We start from the raw sequence: 20908 nt of genomic DNA on the forward strand, positions 1-20908 counted from the left end.
TTCTTCACATCACGAGCTGTTTTTTCCTATTTATTTCCCGCCATCTTTGTAATGCAGATGGTAAATATCATGACGGCGATCTTTCAATTGCTTTACAGTACCGGACTGACGCTCCCGCCTTAAGATCTCCAAATCGACATCGCCAATCAGGACCATCTCAAGGTTCGGGCTGGTTTCCCCGACTATGCCGTCACGTGCAAATTCGAAATCCGAAGGAGAGAAGATTCCCGATTGGGCATATTGGATATCCATATTTTCCGTTTGCGGGAGATTTCCAACCGTTCCGGAAATGACGGTATAAATTTGGTTTTCCACGGCACGTGCCTGGGCACAATAGCGAACTCGCAGGTAGCCTTGCCTGTCTTCTGTACAAAATGGAGTGAATATGATTTTGGCTCCCATGTCGGTAGCAATCCGGGCGAGTTCCGGGAACTCAATATCATAACAAATTTGTATGGCGATCTTACCACAATCCGTATCAAAGACACGAACGCGGTCACCTGCGTTAATACCCCACCATTTTCTTTCATTCGGTGTAATATGAATTTTATATTGCTTTTCAATCGTTCCATCGCGACGGAATAAATAAGCGATATTATAGATATTATCATCATCTTCTTTAACGAAATGGGAACCGCCGATGATATTGACGTTATACCTTACAGCTAAAGTCGTAAACAATTCAATGTACTGCTCCGTGAAATCCGACAGTTTCCTGACAGCCAAGCTTGGTGATCTTTCATTCAAGAAAGACATCAGCTGGGTTGTGAACAATTCCGGGAACACGGCGAAATCCGCATTGGCATCCGAAGCAACGTCGGTGAAATACTCGACTTGGTTAGCGAAGTCATCGAATGAATCGATTTTACGCAGCATGTATTGCACGACGCAAATCCGTACCGGTTCCGATGTTTTATAATAACGTTTTGTTTTCGGCTGATAATCAACGTTATTCCACTCCATGAGCGTAGCATACTTATTGGATTGCAGATCGTCCGGCAAATAATTCGGATTGATCCTCATAAGCGTGAACCCATTTAAAAGCTGGAACGAAAGAACCGGATCATATATTTTGTGCAATTGAACTTCTTTTACATACTCCCTTGGTAAGAGTTCCTCCGCATGTTTATGGTAATTGGGAATCCTGCCCCCGATAATGATGCTTTTTAAATTCAAGTGGGCAACAAGTTCTTTCCTTGAATCATATAGTCTTTGACCAATTTTCATCCTGCGGAACTCAGGATGGACCATGACCTCGATTCCATATAAATTATAACCGTCAGGATTATGATTCGTGATGTACCCATTATCGGTTACATCATCCCATGTATGGCGGTCATCATATTCGTCAAAATTAATAATGAGGCTGGAACATGAACCAATCACTTTTCCATCATATTCAGCCACAAACTGCCCTTCTGGAAAAATTGCCAGATGGCTCTCAAGCTGATCTCGCTTCCAGGGAACCATTCCCGGAAAGCAACTCGACTGCAAAGCAATTATTTCATCTATGTCTCCTAGCCTCGTATTACGTATTTCCATTATTTTTTCATATTTATGCAGGTCCAAATTAGGCATTTTCCTCAGACTCCTTTAATCTCTTCCATAAGAATTATACCCCTTATTCAAAAATTAAAACAACCGAACCTACCCATTGATTTCAAATAATAACATTCTGAATGTCCGTTAAAAGAATATATATTTTACAGACGCGGTCCTTACATACTATACTTTTCATGAGAGTAAAAAGAGATGGGGAAGAGGAACCATGAACAATACAAAACGCAGTGTGGAAAACTTATTATTTGCAGCCTGGGCTGCTTCCATCATTGCGATGTTTGGAAGCTTATATTTTTCTGAAATTAAGCAATACGAACCTTGTGCACTCTGTTGGTATCAGCGGATCATCATGTATCCTTTTACGGTCATATCAGGAATTGCAATCATTCGAAAAGATTATTGGATCAGTTTTTATACCATGATATCGTCCGCTATCGGTGCATTCATTTCCACGTACCATTACTTGATAAAAAAGGATTCATTCTTTCCCGACCACACCCTTGCATGAGAAGGGTTCCAGGTACAGGATAATATATAAACGTATTGGTTTCATCACCATCACGTTCTAGCCTTGACTGCATTCGTCATTATTTTTACATCGTATGGACAAGATCCAAGGAGGTTGCAGCTTAATGAAGAAAATGGCTATATTTTTAGTGATAATCGTCGCCCTTTTTGTCCTGCTGGGCGTTTTTACAAACTTGAAAAAAGAAGAAAAATCAAAAGGAAATCCATACGGCAAGGATAAGCTTAAACCCGCTACTGTCGATCAGCTGGATGACCCCAATTATCAAAATTTGATTCTTCCTGTAGAGTTGGAGCAGGACCTCCAAGATAGTAAAGACGTGACCGTTTATTTCTATAGTCCTACGAACTCAATCAGTCAAAAAACCACACCAGTCGTGGCACCTTTGGCAGAGAAATTGGGTATTGATCTTGTTCAATTCAATCTTTTGGAGTTTGAACAAGGATGGAGCGACTATGGCATCAAAAAGACTCCTACCATCGTTCATTATAAAAATGGCAAAGAACAAGAACGAATCGTCGGATTTAAAGATGAAGTAACGTTCGAGAAATGGTTCGAGGACCACGATATTAATTAAGGATGAAAAAATGAGCCGGCCCTAACGGAAATGCTTCTCCCGTTATAGCCGGCTCATTTTTTTTGCCTTATACTAAATATTGATTCGCCACCTGGATGTCCATCATCTGCATTTCATTATTCGCTTCAAGGTTTATACTTGAAAAATGGTCATAATAAAAGGGGAAGAATATTCCGCATTCATTCAATAGTGTGATGTTATGTTGGAACAATTCTTCAGACTTAGGTTCCATCACCCTCTTTTGTTTGTCTAATATCGACATAAGGACTTGAAGACATGTCATTACTTGAAATGCGTCTCTTAATGTTGCCAAGTAAGTAAAAGAACTTTGATTGGGCTCTAAAACGCCAATCTCACGAAAATGAAGGATTTCACTTTCCGTAAAGTACTTTGGAAATACAGATTCGTAGAAACGAGACACGAGACTCGCTATTTCTTGCTCTTGTTCTTCCGTTGAAGAAAAGACCGTCTTCACTAAAAAAACCACCTTTTTTCAGATCCGTTAGACCTATCTATTATATGTATATTCTAGGACAAGGGATTTCTTTCCCCATAGAATAACATAAATATTGTAAAAAATATGTGGTAATTTCCACCACTGAAAATCTTAGCAATAGGCACAAGGTTACTTTTTTATACCATATCCATAATTATTATAGATTTTTTTCATTCAAGCACAACCAAACGAGTCGAAAGTAGGAGTTAAATTGGAAAATTTCAAAATAACTAACCAACATTTAATAATTGATGTTCTCCAAAGTTGGAATGGATTAACATTGGAAAAGCTTTTCAGGGAGCGTTGGAAGGCCCCGAAAAAATTAGTGCATGAATGGAGGATGAGTAAAGAAGTGTCAATGAACGGGAATTACGTCACCTGGTCAACTATCCTCAATGAAGGAGATACGATCAGCATCCCCTTATTGGATCACGCTGAAAATGAAACAGTTCAAGCCGCAGACTTAGGAATTACCATCTTATATGAAGATGATGTGTTGTTGATAGCCAATAAGCCGGCTGGAATGGAAACCCACCCTTCTCAACCGGGTGACGCACACTCCCTCCTCAATGGAGTCGCACACCATCTTCAAAAAACCAGCCAGACCTGTATGATCAAGCATATTCATAGGCTTGATAAAGATACCACCGGTGCGGTCCTTTTTGCCAAAAACCGCCTCATTGGGTCCATGCTGGATAGAATGTTGGAAGAAAGGGAAATCAAGCGGACTTACCTAGCTTTAGTCGAAGGAAACATTAAAAAGGATGAAGGAGAAATTAAAGAAAAAATTGGACGTGACCGCCACCATGCCACTAGACGAAGGGTTTCCCCTACTGGCCAGACGGCAGTCACCCATTATCGGGTGCTTAACCGTGATTCCAAGAAAAGCTTGACCCTCGTCAGCTGCACCCTGGAAAGCGGCCGAACCCACCAGATCAGGGTGCATTTCAGTCATTTGAACCATCCCTTGGCCGGAGATACATTGTATGGCGGAAAAAAGACATTTCCACGTCAAGCCCTGCATGCAAGGAAAATTGAATTCATCCATCCCATTTCAGAAGAAAAAATGATCGTTGAAGCTCCTTTCATTGATAGACCTGAAATATTCGATGTGCACATATAATCCCAAACAGAAAACACCGTTCCATTTCGGAACGGTGTTCATTCAATTTCATCATGAAAGCGAAATTGTTCCTCATATTTTTGTGCACCAGCAGACGGATTATATATCAATTTTAATTTTATTTTCGCATTTTTTTATTATTTATTTACGTAAAAAAGATTAGCAACCTTTAAAATTTAATGGCTGATAAGCTAAAGTTTATTTATTACTAATGAATGAAATCCGTCTGGTATTAGGTTATCAGAATTTCTCCTTAGGGAATTATCACAATGGAAATTCAATGTATCTTCTTCGTACAGCACAAGAAAAAATTATTCTCCCTGGTATGACTACTATAGAAAGGCTTTTTGGAAAACTCGTCAGCGAGTAAATCATTGACTTGTACTCTTTCCAAATGGCAAAAACAAAAGTTAGATATACTTATAGACCCTTTGTAGACAATAGAAAAACCCCTTAGCATGGCTGTGGGAACTTCCCGGCTACTCTTCACCAGTATTTCTATAATTTTATGCGCCCATATTTCCCCCATGATCATCCGTTATCTTTAATTGTTTAATGAATTAAAATATTTTTGTATACGCATTCAATATCACAATTAGTATTATGCAAAAAAATTCTAAGCGCTTTATTACTTTTAAAAAAGGCTGTTTTCGCATACTTTGTTGCTATTTACGAAGTAGTGCAGTGTGGTTGATTTCCCCTCCAGGTGCTCGCTTTCCTTGGTGCGGGCGGTGAGCCTCCTCGGCGTAAACGCCTGTGGGGTCTCACCTGTCCCGCAGCTCCCGCAGGAGTCTCGCACTTCCGTTCCAATCAACCTAAAATAGTTTCGTTTTAAAAACAACAATCTTTACGAAAAGAGCCTTAAAAAAAGAAAAACAAGCTATTTGTAGTTTCTTGAATTATGACAATATATTGAATTTTCAAAATACGAATGATACTATTATAATGGTTATACTCCGAGGTAAGGGTTAAAATTGCTATTCAACCATTTATTTGAAATAAAATACTACTAATTAAAGGAGTGGAATTATGGATCAATTATTTAAAGGATTAGATGATATTTATAACGAAATCGTCGATATTCGACGCCATCTCCATCAACATCCTGAGCTCTCTTTTGAAGAAGTGAATACGGCAAATTATATTGCAGCTTATCATGAAAAACTTGGGCATAGAGTTCGCAAAAGGGTTGGAGGAAATGGGGTCTTAGCTTATCTAGAAGGAGATAAACCCGGGCCGACGGTTGCTGTACGGGCAGATTTTGATGCACTTCCGATCCATGAACAAACGGAAGTTCCGTTTAAATCAGTTAATGAAGGTGTCATGCATGCATGTGGCCATGATGGGCATACTGCAACATTATTAGGCCTTGCAAAGGTTCTAAATGGCATGAAGTCGGAAATTGAAGGGACAGTTGTTTTTCTCCATCAACATGCCGAAGAACTTCCTCCAGGTGGAGCAATTGCTATGATAGAGGATGGATGCCTGGATGGGGTTGATGTAATTTTCGGAACGCATTTACAGGCACAGATGCCTTTAGGTGAAATTGGTTATCGGACAGGCCCTCTTCAAGCAGCACCTGATCGTTTTGATATAACAATTCAGGGTAAAGGCGGACATGGCGCTGCTCCTCATGAAACAAAGGATAGTATAGTAATTGGAGGACAGCTAATAGGTAATCTACAACAAATTGTTAGCCGGAAAGTAGATCCATTAGAATCTGCTGTTGTATCTGTTTGTGCTTTTGAAGCAAAAAATCCTTACAATGTTATTGCAGATACAGCTACTTTAACTGGTACAGTTAGAACATTTAAAGAAGAGATTCGTAATTTTATAGAAAAAGAAATTGAAAGAGTCGTTAAGGGAACATGTATTGTATCAGATGCAACATATGACTATAAGTATATGAGAGGATATCCGACGACAGTTAACCACAAGGAGGAGACTGAATTCGTTGCGAAATTGGCTCACTCAGTACCTGGGGTTGAATCTGTTAAAGAGACCCCACCTATTATGGGTGGTGAAGACTTTTCCTATTATTTAGAAAAGGTAAAAGGAACATTCTTTTTCACAGGAGCAAAAAACCCTGATTGGGAACAAGCCTATCCACATCATCACCCAAAGTTTGACATCGATGAACGCTCGTTATTAATCGCTGCGAAAACTCTTGGGGTAGCGACATTACAATACATGAAGAATAGTTCAAAAACTTTATCATCACAACAAGTAACCAAATAGGTGAAATTTAGGGGCCTATTTGTATTTGGCCCCTAATTCAAGACCAAAAATCAAAGGGGATGATAAAGATGACGATTGAAACACAAAAACTTTGGAAAGATTGGCGAGTACATGCCACCGTCTTTGCTATCGTATTACTGGCTGAAACGATTGGTACACACGAAATTCCGTTAGGACCAGGAGTTATTTTATTATTACCAATGCTTTATGCAGTTATAATTGGAATTTCTTTATTCTTCACACCACTTGTTAAAGAAAAGCAATCCAAAAGTGCTGAATCACTTGTTTTTATATCGGTTACATTACTTATTGCGAAGTTTGGGGTACAAGCAGGGCCAGCCTTGCCTCTGTTAATTGAAGCAGGACCTGCACTACTACTTCAAGAAATAGGAAATCTCGGCACCATTTTTCTGGCCCTTCCAGTCGCAGTTTTACTAGGATTGAAACGAGAATCTATCGGAATGACACACTCTATTGGACGTGAGCCCAATGTCGCTTTAATTACTGATAAATACGGTTTTTCCTCACCAGAAGGCCGTGGAGTTATGGCTGTATACATATTTGGTACCGTTTTTGGCGCTATATTTATGGGATTAATATCTGGATTGTTAGCAACTGTTACGCCCATTCATCCATTATCCTTTGCTATGGCAACAGGAATAGGAAGTGGAAGTATGGCAGCTGCTGCATTAGGTCCTCTAGTTACGGCGTTTCCAGAAATGAAAGATCAAATTATTGCTTTTTCAGGTGCAAGTAATCTTGCGACATCTGTAACAGGTTTATATGTGAGTATTTTTATTGCTTTGCCATTAACAGAAAAACTCTATGGATGGATGACAAGAAGAAAAAGTAAAAATATGAAATCGAATGTGGGGGTGTAACCAATGTTAAAGAACATCCAAGAATGGATATTAGTTTTAGGGATTATCGGAGTTGTGGTGTTAATTGGAAATTATATTGGCTATGATATACTCCCAATTACTGCTTTACCAGGAATGGTTATATTAATCCTTATTTCTTTAGCGGGCCTCGTTATCGGTAAACTAGTCCCACTCAAAATCCCAAGTATAGCTTACATTGGAATATTAGGTTTTATACTTACTGTTCCTAGCATGCCTGGGTCAGATCAAATTGTGAAGTGGACTGCAGATGTCAGTCTTTTAGCAATAGCTACACCCATTTTAGCCTATGCTGGGATAGGTATTGGCCGTTCATGGGCAGACTTTGCTAAACTAGGTTGGAAAACGATCGTTGTTGGAATGTGTGTATTACTTGGTACCTTTTTGGGTTCCGCAATTATTGCTGAAATTGTTCTGCGCTTTCAAGGAATTATTTGAAATCATATTATTATATCAATTTGTCATGGGAGATGGGGATAAATGTAATTCTCAGAAATCCCACACTTACAAAAACTTTTTTAATAAGATTCCTCTAGCCAAATTTATAAAAACTGATTTACAATTTCACTTACACTTTAATTATGATCGATTAGTTCAAAATTTTTTTCCCATTTTACGCAATTGGGACGGATTATCTGCATGTAGGAAGCAATCCGTTCATTTTGGCATAAAAAAATAGCTGGCCACTTGGGCCAGCTTTATTTTTGTATTTATGAAGCTTTTCTCATGCCTTTTAAGATAAGGCTTAAGATGAAGACAAATACGATTGCACCAATCAATGCTGGAATTATAGCGAAATCTGCCACTGAAGGTCCCCAGTTCCCAAGAATTAATGAACCTAACCATGCACCAACAAAACCAGCGATAATGTTACCGATAATTCCAAATGGTACGTCACGTCCAACAATCATACCTGCTAACCAACCGATGATACCTCCGATAATTAATGACCATAAAAATCCCATAATATATTTCCTCCTTCAAATTAGTTATTTTTTGATTTTCTGCAGCAGACTCCAAGAAATTAAATCACTTCCATATTGTCATGCTTTTTTTCAGTACTTTTAACCTTTACATTCAAATGGTATGATGCCGATTCGCACAATATCTAATGAATGTGAATGTTTAGTTATTGGGTAGTGTTAGCTAGCTATAGCCCTTGAGTAACTGATTGAACAATCCTCGTGTTAGTGAATTTTTTCTTTTTGTTTGCTGCTGTACTCATTATTTTCCCCGTTTAATTAATCTAAAACCTAATTTTTTTTAAAAATATTTGGCAATAAAAACAGGATTATCAGATATATTAAACGGGTATACCATAGGCTTAACTTTGTCACATAGTTAGTATAAGCAGCATTCGTCTCAATTATGTTCATAAAGCAAAAAGAAAAAGGATGCCCCATTTTCGGGACACCCTCCTATCATTTGCAGTATTCTTTTTAGAACAAAAGTTCATCGGGATTGCTGCCGAAACGTTCATTTTTGTTCAAGGCATCTATTTGATTCATTTCATTTAAACTCAATGAAAAATCAAATACCTCTGCATTTTCCTTGATACGGGATGGCGTAATCGATTTAGGTATTACAACTAGATCATGTTGCAAATGCCATCTAATCAACACTTGTGCTGGACTTTTCCCGTGCTTCTTTGCTATATGATTAATTGTCGGCTCTTCCAAAAGGTTCCCTCTGCCTAGCGGGCTCCAAGATTCTACCTTTATTTCATGTTTTGCACAGTAATCACGAATTTCGGCTTGAGTCAAAAGTGGATGCAATTCAATTTGATTGACGACCGGCTTCACTTCACTGTTTGCAAGTAAATTTTCCAAATGATGAATATGGAAATTACTTACACCGATTGATTTCACCTTTCCATCCTTATAAAGCTTCTCCAAGGCCCTCCAGGTTTCCAGATATTTATCTTTTCCCGGCCAGTGGATCAGGTATAAATCCAAATATTCCAATCCAAGTCGATTTAAACTATCTTCAAATGCCTTGAGCGTCGTATCATATCCTTGCTCGGTATTCCACACTTTGGAGGTTATGAACAATTCTTCACGTGGCACTCCGCATTCCCGAATCGCTTGGCCTACACCTTCTTCATTTTCATAAATGGCCGCTGTATCAATCGCACGATAACCGACTTCGACCGCTTTTTTGACGGACTCAACCGTTTCATTGCCGTTTTTCACTTTAAATACACCGAAACCCAACTGTGGCATTTTAACTCCATTATGTAAGGTGATCGTTTCCCCAATATTCGAAATCATTCCATCATTCCCCCTTACTTTTATTTACCAATTATACAACCCTCCACCTTCTATTTCTAACCATAAGCATCGGGATTTATAAAGTCCTTGAGCGCGAAAACAACACTTAAATACCATTTATATGTATTAAAGGATGCATTTTTACCTTTTAATCATTCATTAAGTTAAATATTTTGTATAAAAATGACGAAACATCTATCCTAATAGGTATGTAATTCGTTACAATAGTATAGTTCGACTTTAAACCATGTAAAAAAGAAGGTGCCATCTTTTAAGAATAATCAAAACTAAAACTCCCATGCTATATATTGAGGAGTGCAAGCTGTCCTGTGCCCATTCATCGGCCATAATCTAGATACACTTTACATACTTGAAATCAAGGGAGTCCTCCATGTATGAATAGCATTCTCATCTTAACCGCGCTAATTATTATTTTTGCTTTGGTCTTTGACTTTATCAATGGTTTCCACGATACGGCTAATGCCATCGCTACAGCCGTATCAACCAAGGCACTAAAACCACGTCATGCAATCATCATGGCTGCGGTCATGAATTTATTGGGAGCACTGACCTTTACCGGTGTAGCGCATACCATTACAAAGGATATCGTCGATCCTTTCACATTGAATAATGGTTCTTATGTTATCCTTGCTGCACTAATTTCGGCAATAATATGGAATTTAATCACTTGGTATTTTGGCATTCCAAGCAGTTCCTCCCATGCGATCATTGGTTCAATAGCTGGAGCGGCCATCGTGGCCAGTGGATTCGATGCTATTAAATGGAGTGGATTCACTAAAATTGTACAAGCATTGATCCTATCTCCCATCCTTGCCTTTACGCTTGGATTCATTGTTTACAGTATCTTCAAGGTAGTATTCAAAAATAATAATTTAGGAAAAACCAATACACGATTCAGGAGAATACAAATTGTCACGGCGGCCATCCAGTCTTATACACATGGGACGAATGATGCTCAAAAATCCATGGGTATCATCACGATGGCTTTGATCGCTAACGGATATGCCTCTACCTCTGAAGTTCCTTTCTGGGTACAATTATCTTGCGCAATAGCCATGGCGCTTGGTACATCGATCGGAGGTTGGAAGATCATCAAAACCGTTGGCGGTAAAATCATGAAAATCCGCCCGGTTAATGGTGTGGCTGCCGATATGACTGGAGCAGCGATCATTTTCGGTGCAACCTTCCTGCATATGCCGGTCAGCACGACTCATGTCATTTCCTCTTCAATACTTGGGGTCGGTTCTGCGCACCGCATCAAAGGGGTAAAATGGGGAACCGCAAAAAACATGTTGGTCACTTGGTTCATTACATTGCCAATTTCTGCTTCCTTAGCTGGAGTCATTTACTATTTGATTGCTTTATTTTTATAGAACCTTTTGCCTTTCCATATCGGAAAGGCTTTTTTTTTTACAAATACCCCCTTATAAATGCAGGTTTTTCCCTTTTTTTAATTTTCCTTGTTTTTTTATGTAAAGTTTTATTAAGATTTTGTAAATTTTCGTCGAAAAACCTTCCCGGATCCTACATGAATTCGTTACAATCAATTTGTTAATACTAAGCGTACGACTAAAGTGCGTAAATTTGCATGACTAATTGGGAGGCTTTAACATGGCTTTTAAATCAAAAAAAGACAAATTCGCTGTAATGCTTTTTAACATCGCTCAAAACCTTAAAGAAGGTGCTGACTATTTCGCGGATTATAAACTCAAAAATATCTCCGATCTAAAAGTATTTTCAGATACGATGAAAGACTATGAGCATAAAGGCGATTCAATGGTTCATAATGTGATCAAAGAGCTGAACAATGCTTTCATCACTCCTATCGAACGGGAGGATATCCTTGAATTAACCATGAGAATGGATGATGTCATAGACGGTTTGGAACACTGTGCGGCATTATTCGAAATGTACTCAATTGTAAATGCAGATGAGTATATGCTTAAGTTTGTGGATGCAATCAAGCAGTGTACTTATGAGATTGAAAATGCTGTCGATACACTATCCACTAAAAAATTGCCGTTGATACGTGAACATGCAATTAAAATTAAAGATCTTGAATCCGTTTGTGACGGAATCCAACGTCAATCAATCAAAAACTTGTTTACAGTTGAAAAAGATCCAATCAGGATCATTCAATATAAAGAAATTTACGAAAGCCTTGAAGAGATTGCCGATCACTGTCAAGCGGTGGCCAATACACTTGAAACAATCATAATGAAAAACGCCTAAGGAGTACCCCAATAAATGGATACTTTATTAATTATAACAATATTAATCGTTTTCTTTGCTTTAGCATTTGACTTCATTAATGGTTTTCATGATACAGCCAATGCAATAGCGACTGCCGTTTCAACAAAGGCCTTGAAGCCGAGGCATGCCATCATCATGGCAGCCGTCATGAATTTCGTCGGTGCCATGACATTTACTGGAGTGGCGAAGACCATAACGAAGGATATCGTGGATCCGTTCACGCTTCCGAATGGTTCATATGTAATTATGGCTGCCCTGCTTGCCGCTATCATATGGAACCTTCTAACCTGGTATTACGGAATACCAAGCAGTTCCTCCCATGCATTGATCGGTTCGATTGCTGGTGCAGCCATTGCTGCAGCGGGAATCGCTGGAATTAAATGGGAAGGTTTCATGAAAATTCTTCAAGCTTTGATCTTCTCCCCGTTAATTGCTTTTGTAATCGGGTTTATCGTATACAGCATCTTTAAAGTTGTCTTTAAAAACAATAACCTGACAAAAACAAACCAAAAATTCCGGACTATACAGATTGCTACTGCAGCACTTCAATCGTATACCCACGGAACGAACGACGCACAAAAAGCGATGGGTATCATCACGATGGCCCTTATTGCAAATGGTTATGCATCAAGTACCGATATCGCCTTATGGGTTCAGTTCTCCTGTGCTCTCGCAATGGGACTTGGAACTTCCGTCGGCGGATGGAAAATCATTAAAACCGTTGGCGGCAAAATCATGAAAATCCGCCCGGTCAATGGTGTTGCAGCCGATTTAACCGGAGCCTTTATCATTTTCGGTGCGACTGTAATACACATGCCAGTCAGTACAACCCATGTTATTTCGTCTTCAATCCTTGGTGTTGGGTCTGCGCATCGTGTCAAGGGCGTAAAATGGGGAACGGCAAAAAGAATGATCATCACTTGGTTCATTACCATTCCCATCTCGGCAACATTAGCTGGTTTGCTTTATCTTTTAATTAACTTCTTATTCTAAAATAAAATCCCTTCCGGTTTCCATCGGTAGGGATTTTCTGTTTTACAAGGATTTATCTATGCTTATCAATAGGAAATCGTTTAAAATTCAAGGAGAAGGAATTTTTTTTAGCGAGGGGCAAAATAAAAATGAAGGAATTCGAAAAAAATAGAGATATTTTTAAAGACCTTTATGGAGATATGATGGAGTTTGCCGATAGAATCAGTTCTGTTTTAGGTTGCCCCATTACAATCGAGGACGGTAACCACCGCTTACTTGCCTATAGCACTCACGATGATACGACGGATCAGGCCCGTATCATGACCATAATCGGAAGACGTGTCCCTGAAAAGGTCATCAACAGTTTATGGAAAGATGGCTTCATCCCTGCGTTATTGAAGGAAGATGCCCCCATTAAAATCGGGGCCATCAATGATGTCGGTCTCGGTAACAGGGTTGCGGTTTCCATCCGGAAAAATAATGAAGTGCTTGGATTCATTTGGGCATTGGAAGTAAATGAACCTTTCACCGAAGAAGATATGAAATTTCTGCAATTCGCTGCCAAGGAGGCAAAGAACCAGTTACAGCAATTGCAATTGAAAAAGAAAAGGAAAGAAGCAGGTCATCAAGAGTTCCTATGGCGCATGTTGACCGGGCACTACCAAGAAGAATCGGAAATAATTGAAAATTACAAGAAATTCTCAATCCATGTTCCAGTGGTTTTTTCCATATTGGTATTCGAATTTCCTAAAGAGATCAATCGCGAAGTGGAGCGCTACATTTCATACATGTTAACGACCACTCAAAAGATAAACAGTTCCTTATTTGCCATTGACCATAACAAGCTCATTCTTTTCGCGGGAGCCAACCAGGAAAACAGCCCTTCTTTCACTTCATCGATTTATGAGTTCATCCCTTTTTTCATTCTGGAGATGAAACGGCGTTTCGGTGTTGAGCATATCCTTGGAACGGCTGGAAATATGTATAAAAACTTAATGGATGTTAAATCAAGCTACGAAGAAGCTCTATACACCCTAAAAATGAAGAATATATTCCCTGATGACATGGCACTCATTTTACATTATGAAGAACTTGGCATGTTTCAAATGATTGAATCACTCGCAAGCAACAAACAGCGTCGTGTTCATCCTTCCATCCTTAAACTTAAAGCATACGATATGAAGAACCAGACGGAATTGCTGCAAACACTCACCGTCTATCTAGAGAAAGACTGCAACCCAAATGAAGCTTCAAAAAATCTTCATATTCATGTAAATACATTGAATTACCGATTAAAAAGAATCTCTGAAGTGGGAAATATTCGATTAAAAGATCCAATTCAAAAAATGTCCCTCTTTCTTAACATTAAACTTAATCAATATGATGAATTTTCCAAAAAAAATTAATGATATATTCCCAGATATGGAATACTAAAAGAAGTGTGGAAAGGTTGTTCATATGAAATTAGAAACAAAAGAAGAACTTGAAAAAGAATTAACAATCATTGAAAAATGGGAGAAAGATCAGAAAGGACTATGGTTTTGGGAACGGATTGGGCGCATCCCCTTCAAGCTATTGGATAAGTTGACACCAGATTTCATTCAAAAAAAATTGGGTGTCATGCTTGATGAAATCGGCAGCTACATTCAGAATGGCGGAAAATATTTAACGAAAGAAGCCCATATTCTTAGTCAGCTGCAAGCCAAGGTTCCCGAGTTGAATATTAATGACCTGGAAGAGGTTTCAAGCATCCCCCTCCATATCATGGATAGCGTGAGTCAGGATATTAAAACTTCAGGCAGCAAATTGGCAACGGTTCAAGGTGCCACTACCGGGATTGGCGGAATCTTCACCTTGGCCATCGACATCCCACTTCTTCTCGGGATGTCCATCAAAACCCTTCAGGATATCGCCATCACATATGGCTTCAATCCTAGAGACCGCCAAGAACGTATTTTCATCGTCAAATGTCTGCAATTTACAACATCGGATGTTGTCGGCAAAAAGGCTCTATTAAATGAATTGTCGAACATGAACCAGACGGATTCCCAATCAAAAAGGGAAATAGCATCCGAACTGCAAGGGTGGCGAGAAGTCGTTTATACATACCGCGATCAGTTTGGCTGGAAAAAGCTTTTGCAAATGGTTCCTGTTGCCGGAATAATATTTGGCGCCATTACAAATCGTTCGATGATTGCCGATATCGCCGATACGGGAATCATGCTTTACAAGAAAAGAAGGATTTTAGAGCGCATTCAAGAACCTATTGCAAAGAATTGATTTCAGCTTTACAAAGGTCTTGATCCTCGCAAGTCCATGGTTTTTGAAACTGCGTTTGTGGAATTCCACAAATACACCTTTTTCATTTTTCTGATTTCCACATACTAACTGTTTCTTTTTCCAACTATACTTGTGATACAAATAGTAAAACATATTATTGGAGGGATTAAGATGAGAATAGGAATTCCAAAAGAGATTAAAAACAATGAAAATCGTGTAGCTATCACTCCAGCTGGGGTCGTGGCATTAGTCAATGCAGGACATGAAGTATTAATCGAAATGAACGCAGGTCTAGGTAGCAGTTTCACAAATGAAGCATATCAAGAAGCTGGTGCTGTTATAGTCGAGGACGCTGCTAGCGTTTGGGCAAGTACAGAAATGATCATGAAAGTAAAAGAACCTATCTCATCTGAATATAAATATTTCAGAAAAGATTTAATCCTTTTCACATATTTACATCTTGCGGCAGAACCGGCACTAGCTCAGGCACTAAAAGAAAGCGGTGTCTTGGCCATTGCTTATGAAACGGTTGCAGTAAACCGCACACTTCCATTATTGACACCAATGAGTGAAGTTGCAGGCCGCATGGCTGCACAAATCGGTGCTCAGTTCCTTGAAAAAAATAACGGCGGTAAAGGAATACTCTTAAGCGGAGTTCCTGGAGTTAAACGCGGTAAAGTCGCTGTAATCGGCGGAGGAATGGTTGGAACGAATGCTGCTAAAATCGCTATTGGTTTAGGCGCAGATGTTACCATTCTTGACTTAAGCCCTGACCGCCTTCGTCAGCTTGATGATATTTTCGGAAATGAACTGACCACACTCATCTCCAACCCTTATAATATTGCAGAAGCAGTCAAAGATGCCGATTTAGTAATCGGTGCCGTATTGATTCCAGGTGCTAAAGCTCCTAAGCTCGTTACTGAAGATATGGTTAAAACAATGTCTCCAGGTTCAGTCATTGTCGATGTTGCAATCGACCAAGGCGGTATCTTTGAAACTGTCGACCACATAACAACACATGATAACCCTACTTATGTTAAGCATGGAGTAGTTCATTATGCAGTGGCGAATATGCCAGGGGCAGTGCCTCAAACTTCTACAGTAGCTTTAACTAACGTAACAGTCCCATTTGCACTTCAAATTGCAAATAAAGGTGCCATCAAAGCAATCCTTGAAAATGATGCTCTTGCAAAAGGCGTCAATGTGGCCAACGGTGAAATCACGTTCGAAGCAGTTGCCACAGACCTTGGCTACAATTACGTAAGTGTTGAAAACGCCTTAAACCCGAATAACATTAACGCTTAATATTAATAAGACTCCAGAATCTTGTCTGGAGTCTTATTTTTTTTGGTCGAGGGCCTCGATGAAGCTGAGCTTCTTCGTATGATATCTGGATCAGGCCGGGATATTCCGCACAAGGGTCGAATTATCCTCATATGGGTTGGATTATCTGCTCGGACGGGCGATTTTTCCGGAGATATAAGATATGCCACTTCTTGATCAAGTCTGCCCTTTCCCCGGTTGATGTCCTTACTAATCATACAAAATAGAATATTCCTCTTAATCTATAAAAATCTTTCCAGGGTTCATTATTCCTTTCGGATCCAAAGCCTGTTTGATCGTTTTCATCACTTCATAAGCAGCTCCGTGTTCCCTTCGCTGATACTTCGATTTTCCAAGTCCTACCCCATGTTCACCCGTACATGTACCGCCTTTTGTTAATGCATATTCGACGATTTCTTCATTTAACCTCTTCGCTTCTTTAACTTCTTCAGGATTTTTCAAATCAATCATGAACAATACGTGATAATTCCCGTCACCTACATGTCCTACAATTGCACCCTCCACTTTGGATTGTCCGACTTTCTTCCTTGTATCCAGTATGGCATTCGATAATGCATGTAGTGGCACACTTACGTCGGTCACCATCAGCTTTTTTCCGGGTGCACTATGAATGAAAGCGTACGCGAGATTATGGCGCGCTTCCCATAAGGCGTTCCGTGCTTTTGAATCGGTTTCAAACTGGATATCTCCACAGCCAAAATCACTTACGATTTCCTTGGCAAATTTGACGTCCTGTTCCAGTCCGGCAAAATTCCCATGAAACTCGAGGAATAGAGTTGGTTGGACATCATAGGATTTATCCATGAATTGATTAACTTTTTTTATGGACTCGGCATCCACCAATTCAATTCGTGCAATCGGGATTCCAGCAAGCATGATCCCATTAACCGCAGATACTGCCTGTTCGACGGTTGGAAATGAGGCTCTTCCGGCCATTGTGACTTCAGGGATGCCATATACCTTCAATGTCAGTTCAGTAAATACACCCAGCGTACCTTCAGAGCCGACAAACAAGCCATTCAAATGAATGCCTGAAGATGATTTTGTCGCTAAGCTTCCGGAATGAATCACTTCACCGTTTGCTAAAACCACCTCCAAATCCCTGACTTGATCGCGCATTATCCCATATTTGACCGAGGTCGTCCCACTTGCATTCGTAGCTGCCATCCCACCCAATGTAGCATCGGCGCCAGGATCGACGGAAAAGAACAAACCGTATTTTTTTAATTCTTTATTAAGTTGCGTCCTTGTCACACCCGGTTGGACCTTAACAAGGAAATCATTTTCCCTGATTTCCAATATTTGATTCATCAAGGACAAATCCAGGGAAATACCCCCTTTGACTGGAATGACATGCCCCTCCAAACTTGATCCTAACCCAAAAGGAATGACTGGTATTTCATGCTCATTCGCATAACACATGACTGCGCTTACTTCTGCAGTATCCCTTGGATATATGACCATATCCGGTAAATGCGGGCTGTGATATGATTCATCATGGCTGTGCTGTTCCAATAAAGTTTCATTCACCGTTACTTGTTCTTCCGAAAGTATCTTCCTTAATTCTTCTATATAACCTTTCATTATTACAGCCTCCTCTTTTCCCCGAACATTCTGAAAATGGTTCGCGGATGAGATTGCCCGCTAATAGGCAATCCATCTTTCTTTATTTACTGAAACCTTTCGTTTTATCCGTGCAGGCCTTCATTGCTTGCAGAATGCTGGATCTTAGCTGATTCTCTTCTAAAGCCGCTACCGCAGAAATCGTTGATCCGCCCGGCGTGCAGACATCATCCTTTAAAGCAGCAGGATGTCTTTCCGTTTCCAGTACCATTTTAGCAGCTCCCATTACAGCTTGTGCTGCCATTCGGTATGCTTGTTTTCGTGGAATGCCATCACGGACCCCTCCATCAGCCAGCGCCTCGATGAACATATAAACATAAGCAGGCGACGAACCGCTGATGGCCGGAACTGCGTCCATCAAATCTTCATGCAGGATTTCCGTTTTACCGAAACTATTCAGCAGTGCAGTCACATCCTCTATATCAGCATCGGTAATTTCATCATTGATGCACATGGCAGTCATGCCTTCACCGACAAGCGAAGGAGTGTTTGGCATCGTCCGGACAACCTTCACTCTTTTTTCGAAGCTGTTCTCAACTAGAGATACAGTGATCCCTGCTGCCATAGTAATGATAACGGCGTCTTCTTTAACATGATTCTTCACTTCTTCAAGCACTTGCTTATGCATGGCAGGTTGGATCCCCAGAAAGAGAAAATCGGCAAAACCGGCAACCTCTTTATTATCCAAAGTACCCCTAACGTTATATTTCGTGGTGATTTTAGTTTTGGTCTCCGCACTCGAAGTACTGACCATGATTCCTTCAGGTGAAATGACCTCTGCATGCAGCATGCCCTCAAGCATTGCCTCACCCATTTTGCCGCATCCAATAAACCCGATTTTTTTATTCATATCTTACACTTCCAATCATAAGTTCATCTATGTTCCCACTTTATTATATCGGATATGATAAATGGAAACACGTTGGAGATATTAAACAGGAAGGATTTGGTGGTTTCTGGTCGAATTACTTAAGGTGATATGGATGAATTTGTATATTCACCTTTACCCACTATAGTCAAGTAATTGAATTCTTTTGCAAAAAAAATGTTGACTAATTGGTCATTAGAGATTTATAATTTTGACCTATTAGTCACAAACGAATAAGAAATACAGTTATAGAAATGGAGAAATGCTATGCAAATGGAAAAAAAAGCGGTCAATACCAAGCTTGTCTTAACAGGATTGATCATAGGAATGTTTTTCAGTTCATTGGAACAGACGATCGTCGGTACGGCCATGCCGACAATTATCGGGGAATTAAATGGTTTCACCATCTTTGCATGGGTAACGACTGCCTATTTAATAGCCTCAACGACTGTTGTACCCATTGTTGGAAAGCTATCTGATTTATATGGCAGGCGTTCCCTTTATCTGCTTGGCACAATCATATTTACGATCGGTTCGTTTTTATGTGCCACAGCCACTTCGATGGAGCAATTGATCATCTACAGAGGTCTGCAGGGAATCGGCGGCGGAATGATCATGCCTTTATCCCAAACAATCATCGGCGATATATTCTCTGCGGAACAAAGAGCCAAATGGCAGGGTGTATTCGGAGCCCTTTTTGGATTAAGTTCTGTCATCGGCCCTTTTCTGGGCGGCCTGATCGTTGACCATATCAGCTGGCATTGGATTTTTTTGATCAATGTACCGACAGGCTTGCTATCGGCCATTTTGATTTATGTAGGATTGAAACATGAAGCGATAAGGGAAACTGAGAAAGTGAATATCGATTATCTAGGAATCTTCACTTTGATTCCTGGTATTGTCCTGTTATTGCTTGGCTTGACCTTCGGTGGTGATAAATTCGAATGGTTATCACTGGAATCTATCTTGATTTTCGGCAGCACCATTGTCTTCATTGTCCTATTCATCATTTTTGAAAGAAGAGCGGTCGAACCGATCCTTGATTTATCCCTTTTTAAAAATAGAGTTTTTTCCACCACGAATATTTTAGGATTCCTGCTTGGCCTTGGCATGTTTGGGGCAATCATGTTCGTCCCGCTGTTCATGCAAGGCGTTTTGGGAGTTTCACCAACAAAAGCGGGATCGACCATGACTCCGATGATGATTGGTATGATTCTTTCCAGCATCATTGGCGGGCGGTTACTTTTGAAATTCCGTTTTCGTACCGTGCTTACCTTTGGAATGGCCTTTGCGACGCTTGGCTTTTTCCTAATGAGTATGATGGACGGCAGTACGACTATATTCACTGCGTACTCATTCATGGCCATCCTTGGGATAGGTATGGGGCTTGTCATGCCGACATTGATGATTGCCGTTCAAAACGAATTTCCAAAATCGCAGCTAGGGTCGGTTACAGCGGCTTCAACCTTCTTCCGCTCAATAGGTGGAACGATGGGCATCACGATTTTGAATGCTGTCATGAATCACAATCTCCAGCAAAATATGGATGATGCGGTCGTAAGTCAAAAGAACCCTATATTGCATGAGGCACTGAAAGCATTAGCCGATAAAACGGATACGTTATTCAACATCATGCTTTATCCCGAAAACCTAAAAATGCCCGCAGAAGTCAGCAATGTCCTTGTTAAAACGATAGAAAATGCTTGGATCGATGCATTCTCCAGTGTTTTCATCACCGGTATCTTTTTCGTTTCCGCAGGGATATTAGTGGCACTTTCCGTGGGTTCGGGCCGAATCAAAAGAGATCAAGAAACGGAAAAAGAATTAAGCTAAAACAGGCTCGGGACCGGCTGATATA

The 20908-nt window shown here is 40.0% G+C and carries 19 protein-coding genes; 13 read left to right on the plus strand and 6 right to left on the minus strand.

Annotated elements, in window-relative coordinates; all coding sequences use genetic code 11:
• Positions 1-30 precede the first annotated feature (30 nt).
• A complete protein-coding gene (locus AC2YHV_RS13740) occupies positions 31-1578 on the minus strand; it encodes a carbon-nitrogen hydrolase family protein (RefSeq protein WP_063577224.1) in 1548 nt (515 codons plus the stop codon).
• Positions 1579-1768: 190 nt separating this feature from the next.
• On the opposite strand from AC2YHV_RS13740, the gene AC2YHV_RS13745 reads away from it, so the two are divergent.
• Together AC2YHV_RS13745 and AC2YHV_RS13750 are read left to right on the plus strand one after the other, a co-directional pair.
• Complete coding sequence (locus AC2YHV_RS13745; protein WP_222620111.1) at positions 1769-2068, plus strand: disulfide oxidoreductase; 300 nt, start codon at positions 1769-1771, stop codon at positions 2066-2068.
• A gap of 124 nt (positions 2069-2192) precedes the next feature.
• Positions 2193-2663, plus strand: a complete 471-nt coding sequence (locus AC2YHV_RS13750; RefSeq protein WP_057275651.1) for a thioredoxin family protein — start codon at positions 2193-2195, stop codon at positions 2661-2663.
• A gap of 67 nt (positions 2664-2730) precedes the next feature.
• On the opposite strand, the gene AC2YHV_RS13755 is transcribed toward AC2YHV_RS13750, so the two are convergent.
• Complete coding sequence (locus AC2YHV_RS13755) at positions 2731-3138, minus strand: DUF5365 family protein (RefSeq protein ID WP_268564683.1); 408 nt, start codon at positions 3136-3138, stop codon at positions 2731-2733.
• Between the two features lie 232 nt (positions 3139-3370).
• On the opposite strand from AC2YHV_RS13755, the gene AC2YHV_RS13760 reads away from it, so the two are divergent.
• The 4 genes from AC2YHV_RS13760 to AC2YHV_RS13775 all read left to right on the plus strand — a co-directional run bounded on the left by AC2YHV_RS13760 (position 3371) and on the right by AC2YHV_RS13775 (position 7857).
• Entirely contained in the window at positions 3371-4282 is a 912-nt protein-coding gene (locus tag AC2YHV_RS13760) for an RluA family pseudouridine synthase (RefSeq protein WP_487373415.1), read from the plus strand.
• 1029 nt (positions 4283-5311) lie between these two features.
• On the plus strand, positions 5312-6520 hold the full coding sequence (locus tag AC2YHV_RS13765) for a M20 family metallopeptidase (RefSeq protein WP_063591978.1): 1209 nt from the start codon (positions 5312-5314) through the stop codon (positions 6518-6520).
• 68 nt (positions 6521-6588) lie between these two features.
• Positions 6589-7401 (plus strand): DUF3100 domain-containing protein, encoded by an 813-nt coding sequence (locus AC2YHV_RS13770; protein ID WP_400450905.1) that lies wholly within the window; start codon positions 6589-6591, stop codon positions 7399-7401.
• A gap of 3 nt (positions 7402-7404) precedes the next feature.
• Complete coding sequence (locus tag AC2YHV_RS13775; protein WP_063577227.1) at positions 7405-7857, plus strand: hypothetical protein; 453 nt, start codon at positions 7405-7407, stop codon at positions 7855-7857.
• 272 nt (positions 7858-8129) lie between these two features.
• Here the strand turns inward: AC2YHV_RS13775 and AC2YHV_RS13780 are convergent, their stop codons facing one another.
• Positions 8130-8384, minus strand: coding sequence for a GlsB/YeaQ/YmgE family stress response membrane protein (locus tag AC2YHV_RS13780; protein ID WP_170946860.1), 255 nt, complete (start codon positions 8382-8384; stop codon positions 8130-8132).
• Positions 8385-8858: 474 nt separating this feature from the next.
• On the minus strand, positions 8859-9689 hold the full coding sequence (locus tag AC2YHV_RS13785; protein WP_487373416.1) for an aldo/keto reductase: 831 nt from the start codon (positions 9687-9689) through the stop codon (positions 8859-8861).
• 395 nt (positions 9690-10084) lie between these two features.
• Here AC2YHV_RS13785 and AC2YHV_RS13790 point away from each other — a divergent pair, with 395 nt between their 5' ends.
• The 6 genes from AC2YHV_RS13790 to ald all read left to right on the plus strand — a co-directional run bounded on the left by AC2YHV_RS13790 (position 10085) and on the right by ald (position 16520).
• Entirely contained in the window at positions 10085-11083 is a 999-nt protein-coding gene (locus AC2YHV_RS13790) for an inorganic phosphate transporter (RefSeq protein WP_034315084.1), read from the plus strand.
• Positions 11084-11321: 238 nt separating this feature from the next.
• A complete protein-coding gene (locus AC2YHV_RS13795) occupies positions 11322-11942 on the plus strand; it encodes a DUF47 domain-containing protein (RefSeq protein ID WP_034315087.1) in 621 nt (206 codons plus the stop codon).
• Positions 11943-11957: 15 nt separating this feature from the next.
• Positions 11958-12956, plus strand: coding sequence for an anion permease (locus tag AC2YHV_RS13800; RefSeq protein WP_487373417.1), 999 nt, complete (start codon positions 11958-11960; stop codon positions 12954-12956).
• Between the two features lie 128 nt (positions 12957-13084).
• Positions 13085-14341 carry a PucR family transcriptional regulator gene (locus tag AC2YHV_RS13805; protein ID WP_057275647.1) on the plus strand — a complete coding sequence of 419 codons (1257 nt, stop codon included), beginning with the start codon at positions 13085-13087 and terminating at the stop codon, positions 14339-14341.
• A 52-nt stretch (positions 14342-14393) separates the two neighbouring features.
• Entirely contained in the window at positions 14394-15215 is an 822-nt protein-coding gene (locus AC2YHV_RS13810) for an EcsC family protein (protein WP_487373418.1), read from the plus strand.
• 171 nt (positions 15216-15386) lie between these two features.
• Positions 15387-16520: an alanine dehydrogenase gene (ald, locus tag AC2YHV_RS13815; protein ID WP_063577231.1), complete on the plus strand. Its 1134-nt coding sequence runs from the start codon at positions 15387-15389 to the stop codon at positions 16518-16520.
• 255 nt (positions 16521-16775) lie between these two features.
• On the opposite strand, the gene AC2YHV_RS13820 is transcribed toward ald, so the two are convergent.
• Positions 16776-18143, minus strand: coding sequence for an FAD-binding oxidoreductase (locus AC2YHV_RS13820; protein ID WP_487373419.1), 1368 nt, complete (start codon positions 18141-18143; stop codon positions 16776-16778).
• Positions 18144-18225: 82 nt separating this feature from the next.
• Positions 18226-19032 (minus strand): pyrroline-5-carboxylate reductase, encoded by an 807-nt coding sequence (gene proC / locus AC2YHV_RS13825; protein ID WP_063577233.1) that lies wholly within the window; start codon positions 19030-19032, stop codon positions 18226-18228.
• Between the two features lie 285 nt (positions 19033-19317).
• Between proC and AC2YHV_RS13830 the strand changes: the two genes are divergently transcribed.
• On the plus strand, positions 19318-20883 hold the full coding sequence (locus AC2YHV_RS13830) for an MDR family MFS transporter (RefSeq protein WP_487373420.1): 1566 nt from the start codon (positions 19318-19320) through the stop codon (positions 20881-20883).
• The last annotated feature ends 25 nt before the right edge of the window (positions 20884-20908 follow it).

Source organism: Peribacillus sp. SRI_006 (genome assembly GCF_057586375.1).

Excerpts from the sequence above, each read along its gene's own strand:
- ald (WP_063577231.1), top strand. The coding sequence starts at position 15,387 with ATGAGAATAGGAATTCCAAAAGAGATTAAAAACAATGAAAATCGTGTA.
- AC2YHV_RS13800 (WP_487373417.1), top strand. The coding sequence starts at position 11,958 with ATGGATACTTTATTAATTATAACAATATTAATCGTTTTCTTTGCTTTA.
- AC2YHV_RS13780 (WP_170946860.1), bottom strand. The coding sequence starts at position 8,384 with ATGGGATTTTTATGGTCATTAATTATCGGAGGTATCATCGGTTGGTTA.
- AC2YHV_RS13765 (WP_063591978.1), top strand. The coding sequence starts at position 5,312 with ATGGATCAATTATTTAAAGGATTAGATGATATTTATAACGAAATCGTC.
- AC2YHV_RS13820 (WP_487373419.1), bottom strand. The coding sequence starts at position 18,143 with ATGAAAGGTTATATAGAAGAATTAAGGAAGATACTTTCGGAAGAACAA.
- proC (WP_063577233.1), bottom strand. The coding sequence starts at position 19,032 with ATGAATAAAAAAATCGGGTTTATTGGATGCGGCAAAATGGGTGAGGCA.
- AC2YHV_RS13805 (WP_057275647.1), top strand. The coding sequence starts at position 13,085 with ATGAAGGAATTCGAAAAAAATAGAGATATTTTTAAAGACCTTTATGGA.
- AC2YHV_RS13790 (WP_034315084.1), top strand. The coding sequence starts at position 10,085 with ATGAATAGCATTCTCATCTTAACCGCGCTAATTATTATTTTTGCTTTG.
- AC2YHV_RS13830 (WP_487373420.1), top strand. The coding sequence starts at position 19,318 with ATGCAAATGGAAAAAAAAGCGGTCAATACCAAGCTTGTCTTAACAGGA.
- AC2YHV_RS13770 (WP_400450905.1), top strand. The coding sequence starts at position 6,589 with ATGACGATTGAAACACAAAAACTTTGGAAAGATTGGCGAGTACATGCC.
- AC2YHV_RS13775 (WP_063577227.1), top strand. The coding sequence starts at position 7,405 with ATGTTAAAGAACATCCAAGAATGGATATTAGTTTTAGGGATTATCGGA.
- AC2YHV_RS13745 (WP_222620111.1), top strand. The coding sequence starts at position 1,769 with ATGAACAATACAAAACGCAGTGTGGAAAACTTATTATTTGCAGCCTGG.
- AC2YHV_RS13750 (WP_057275651.1), top strand. The coding sequence starts at position 2,193 with ATGAAGAAAATGGCTATATTTTTAGTGATAATCGTCGCCCTTTTTGTC.
- AC2YHV_RS13795 (WP_034315087.1), top strand. The coding sequence starts at position 11,322 with ATGGCTTTTAAATCAAAAAAAGACAAATTCGCTGTAATGCTTTTTAAC.
- AC2YHV_RS13785 (WP_487373416.1), bottom strand. The coding sequence starts at position 9,689 with ATGATTTCGAATATTGGGGAAACGATCACCTTACATAATGGAGTTAAA.
- AC2YHV_RS13740 (WP_063577224.1), bottom strand. The coding sequence starts at position 1,578 with ATGCCTAATTTGGACCTGCATAAATATGAAAAAATAATGGAAATACGT.
- AC2YHV_RS13810 (WP_487373418.1), top strand. The coding sequence starts at position 14,394 with ATGAAATTAGAAACAAAAGAAGAACTTGAAAAAGAATTAACAATCATT.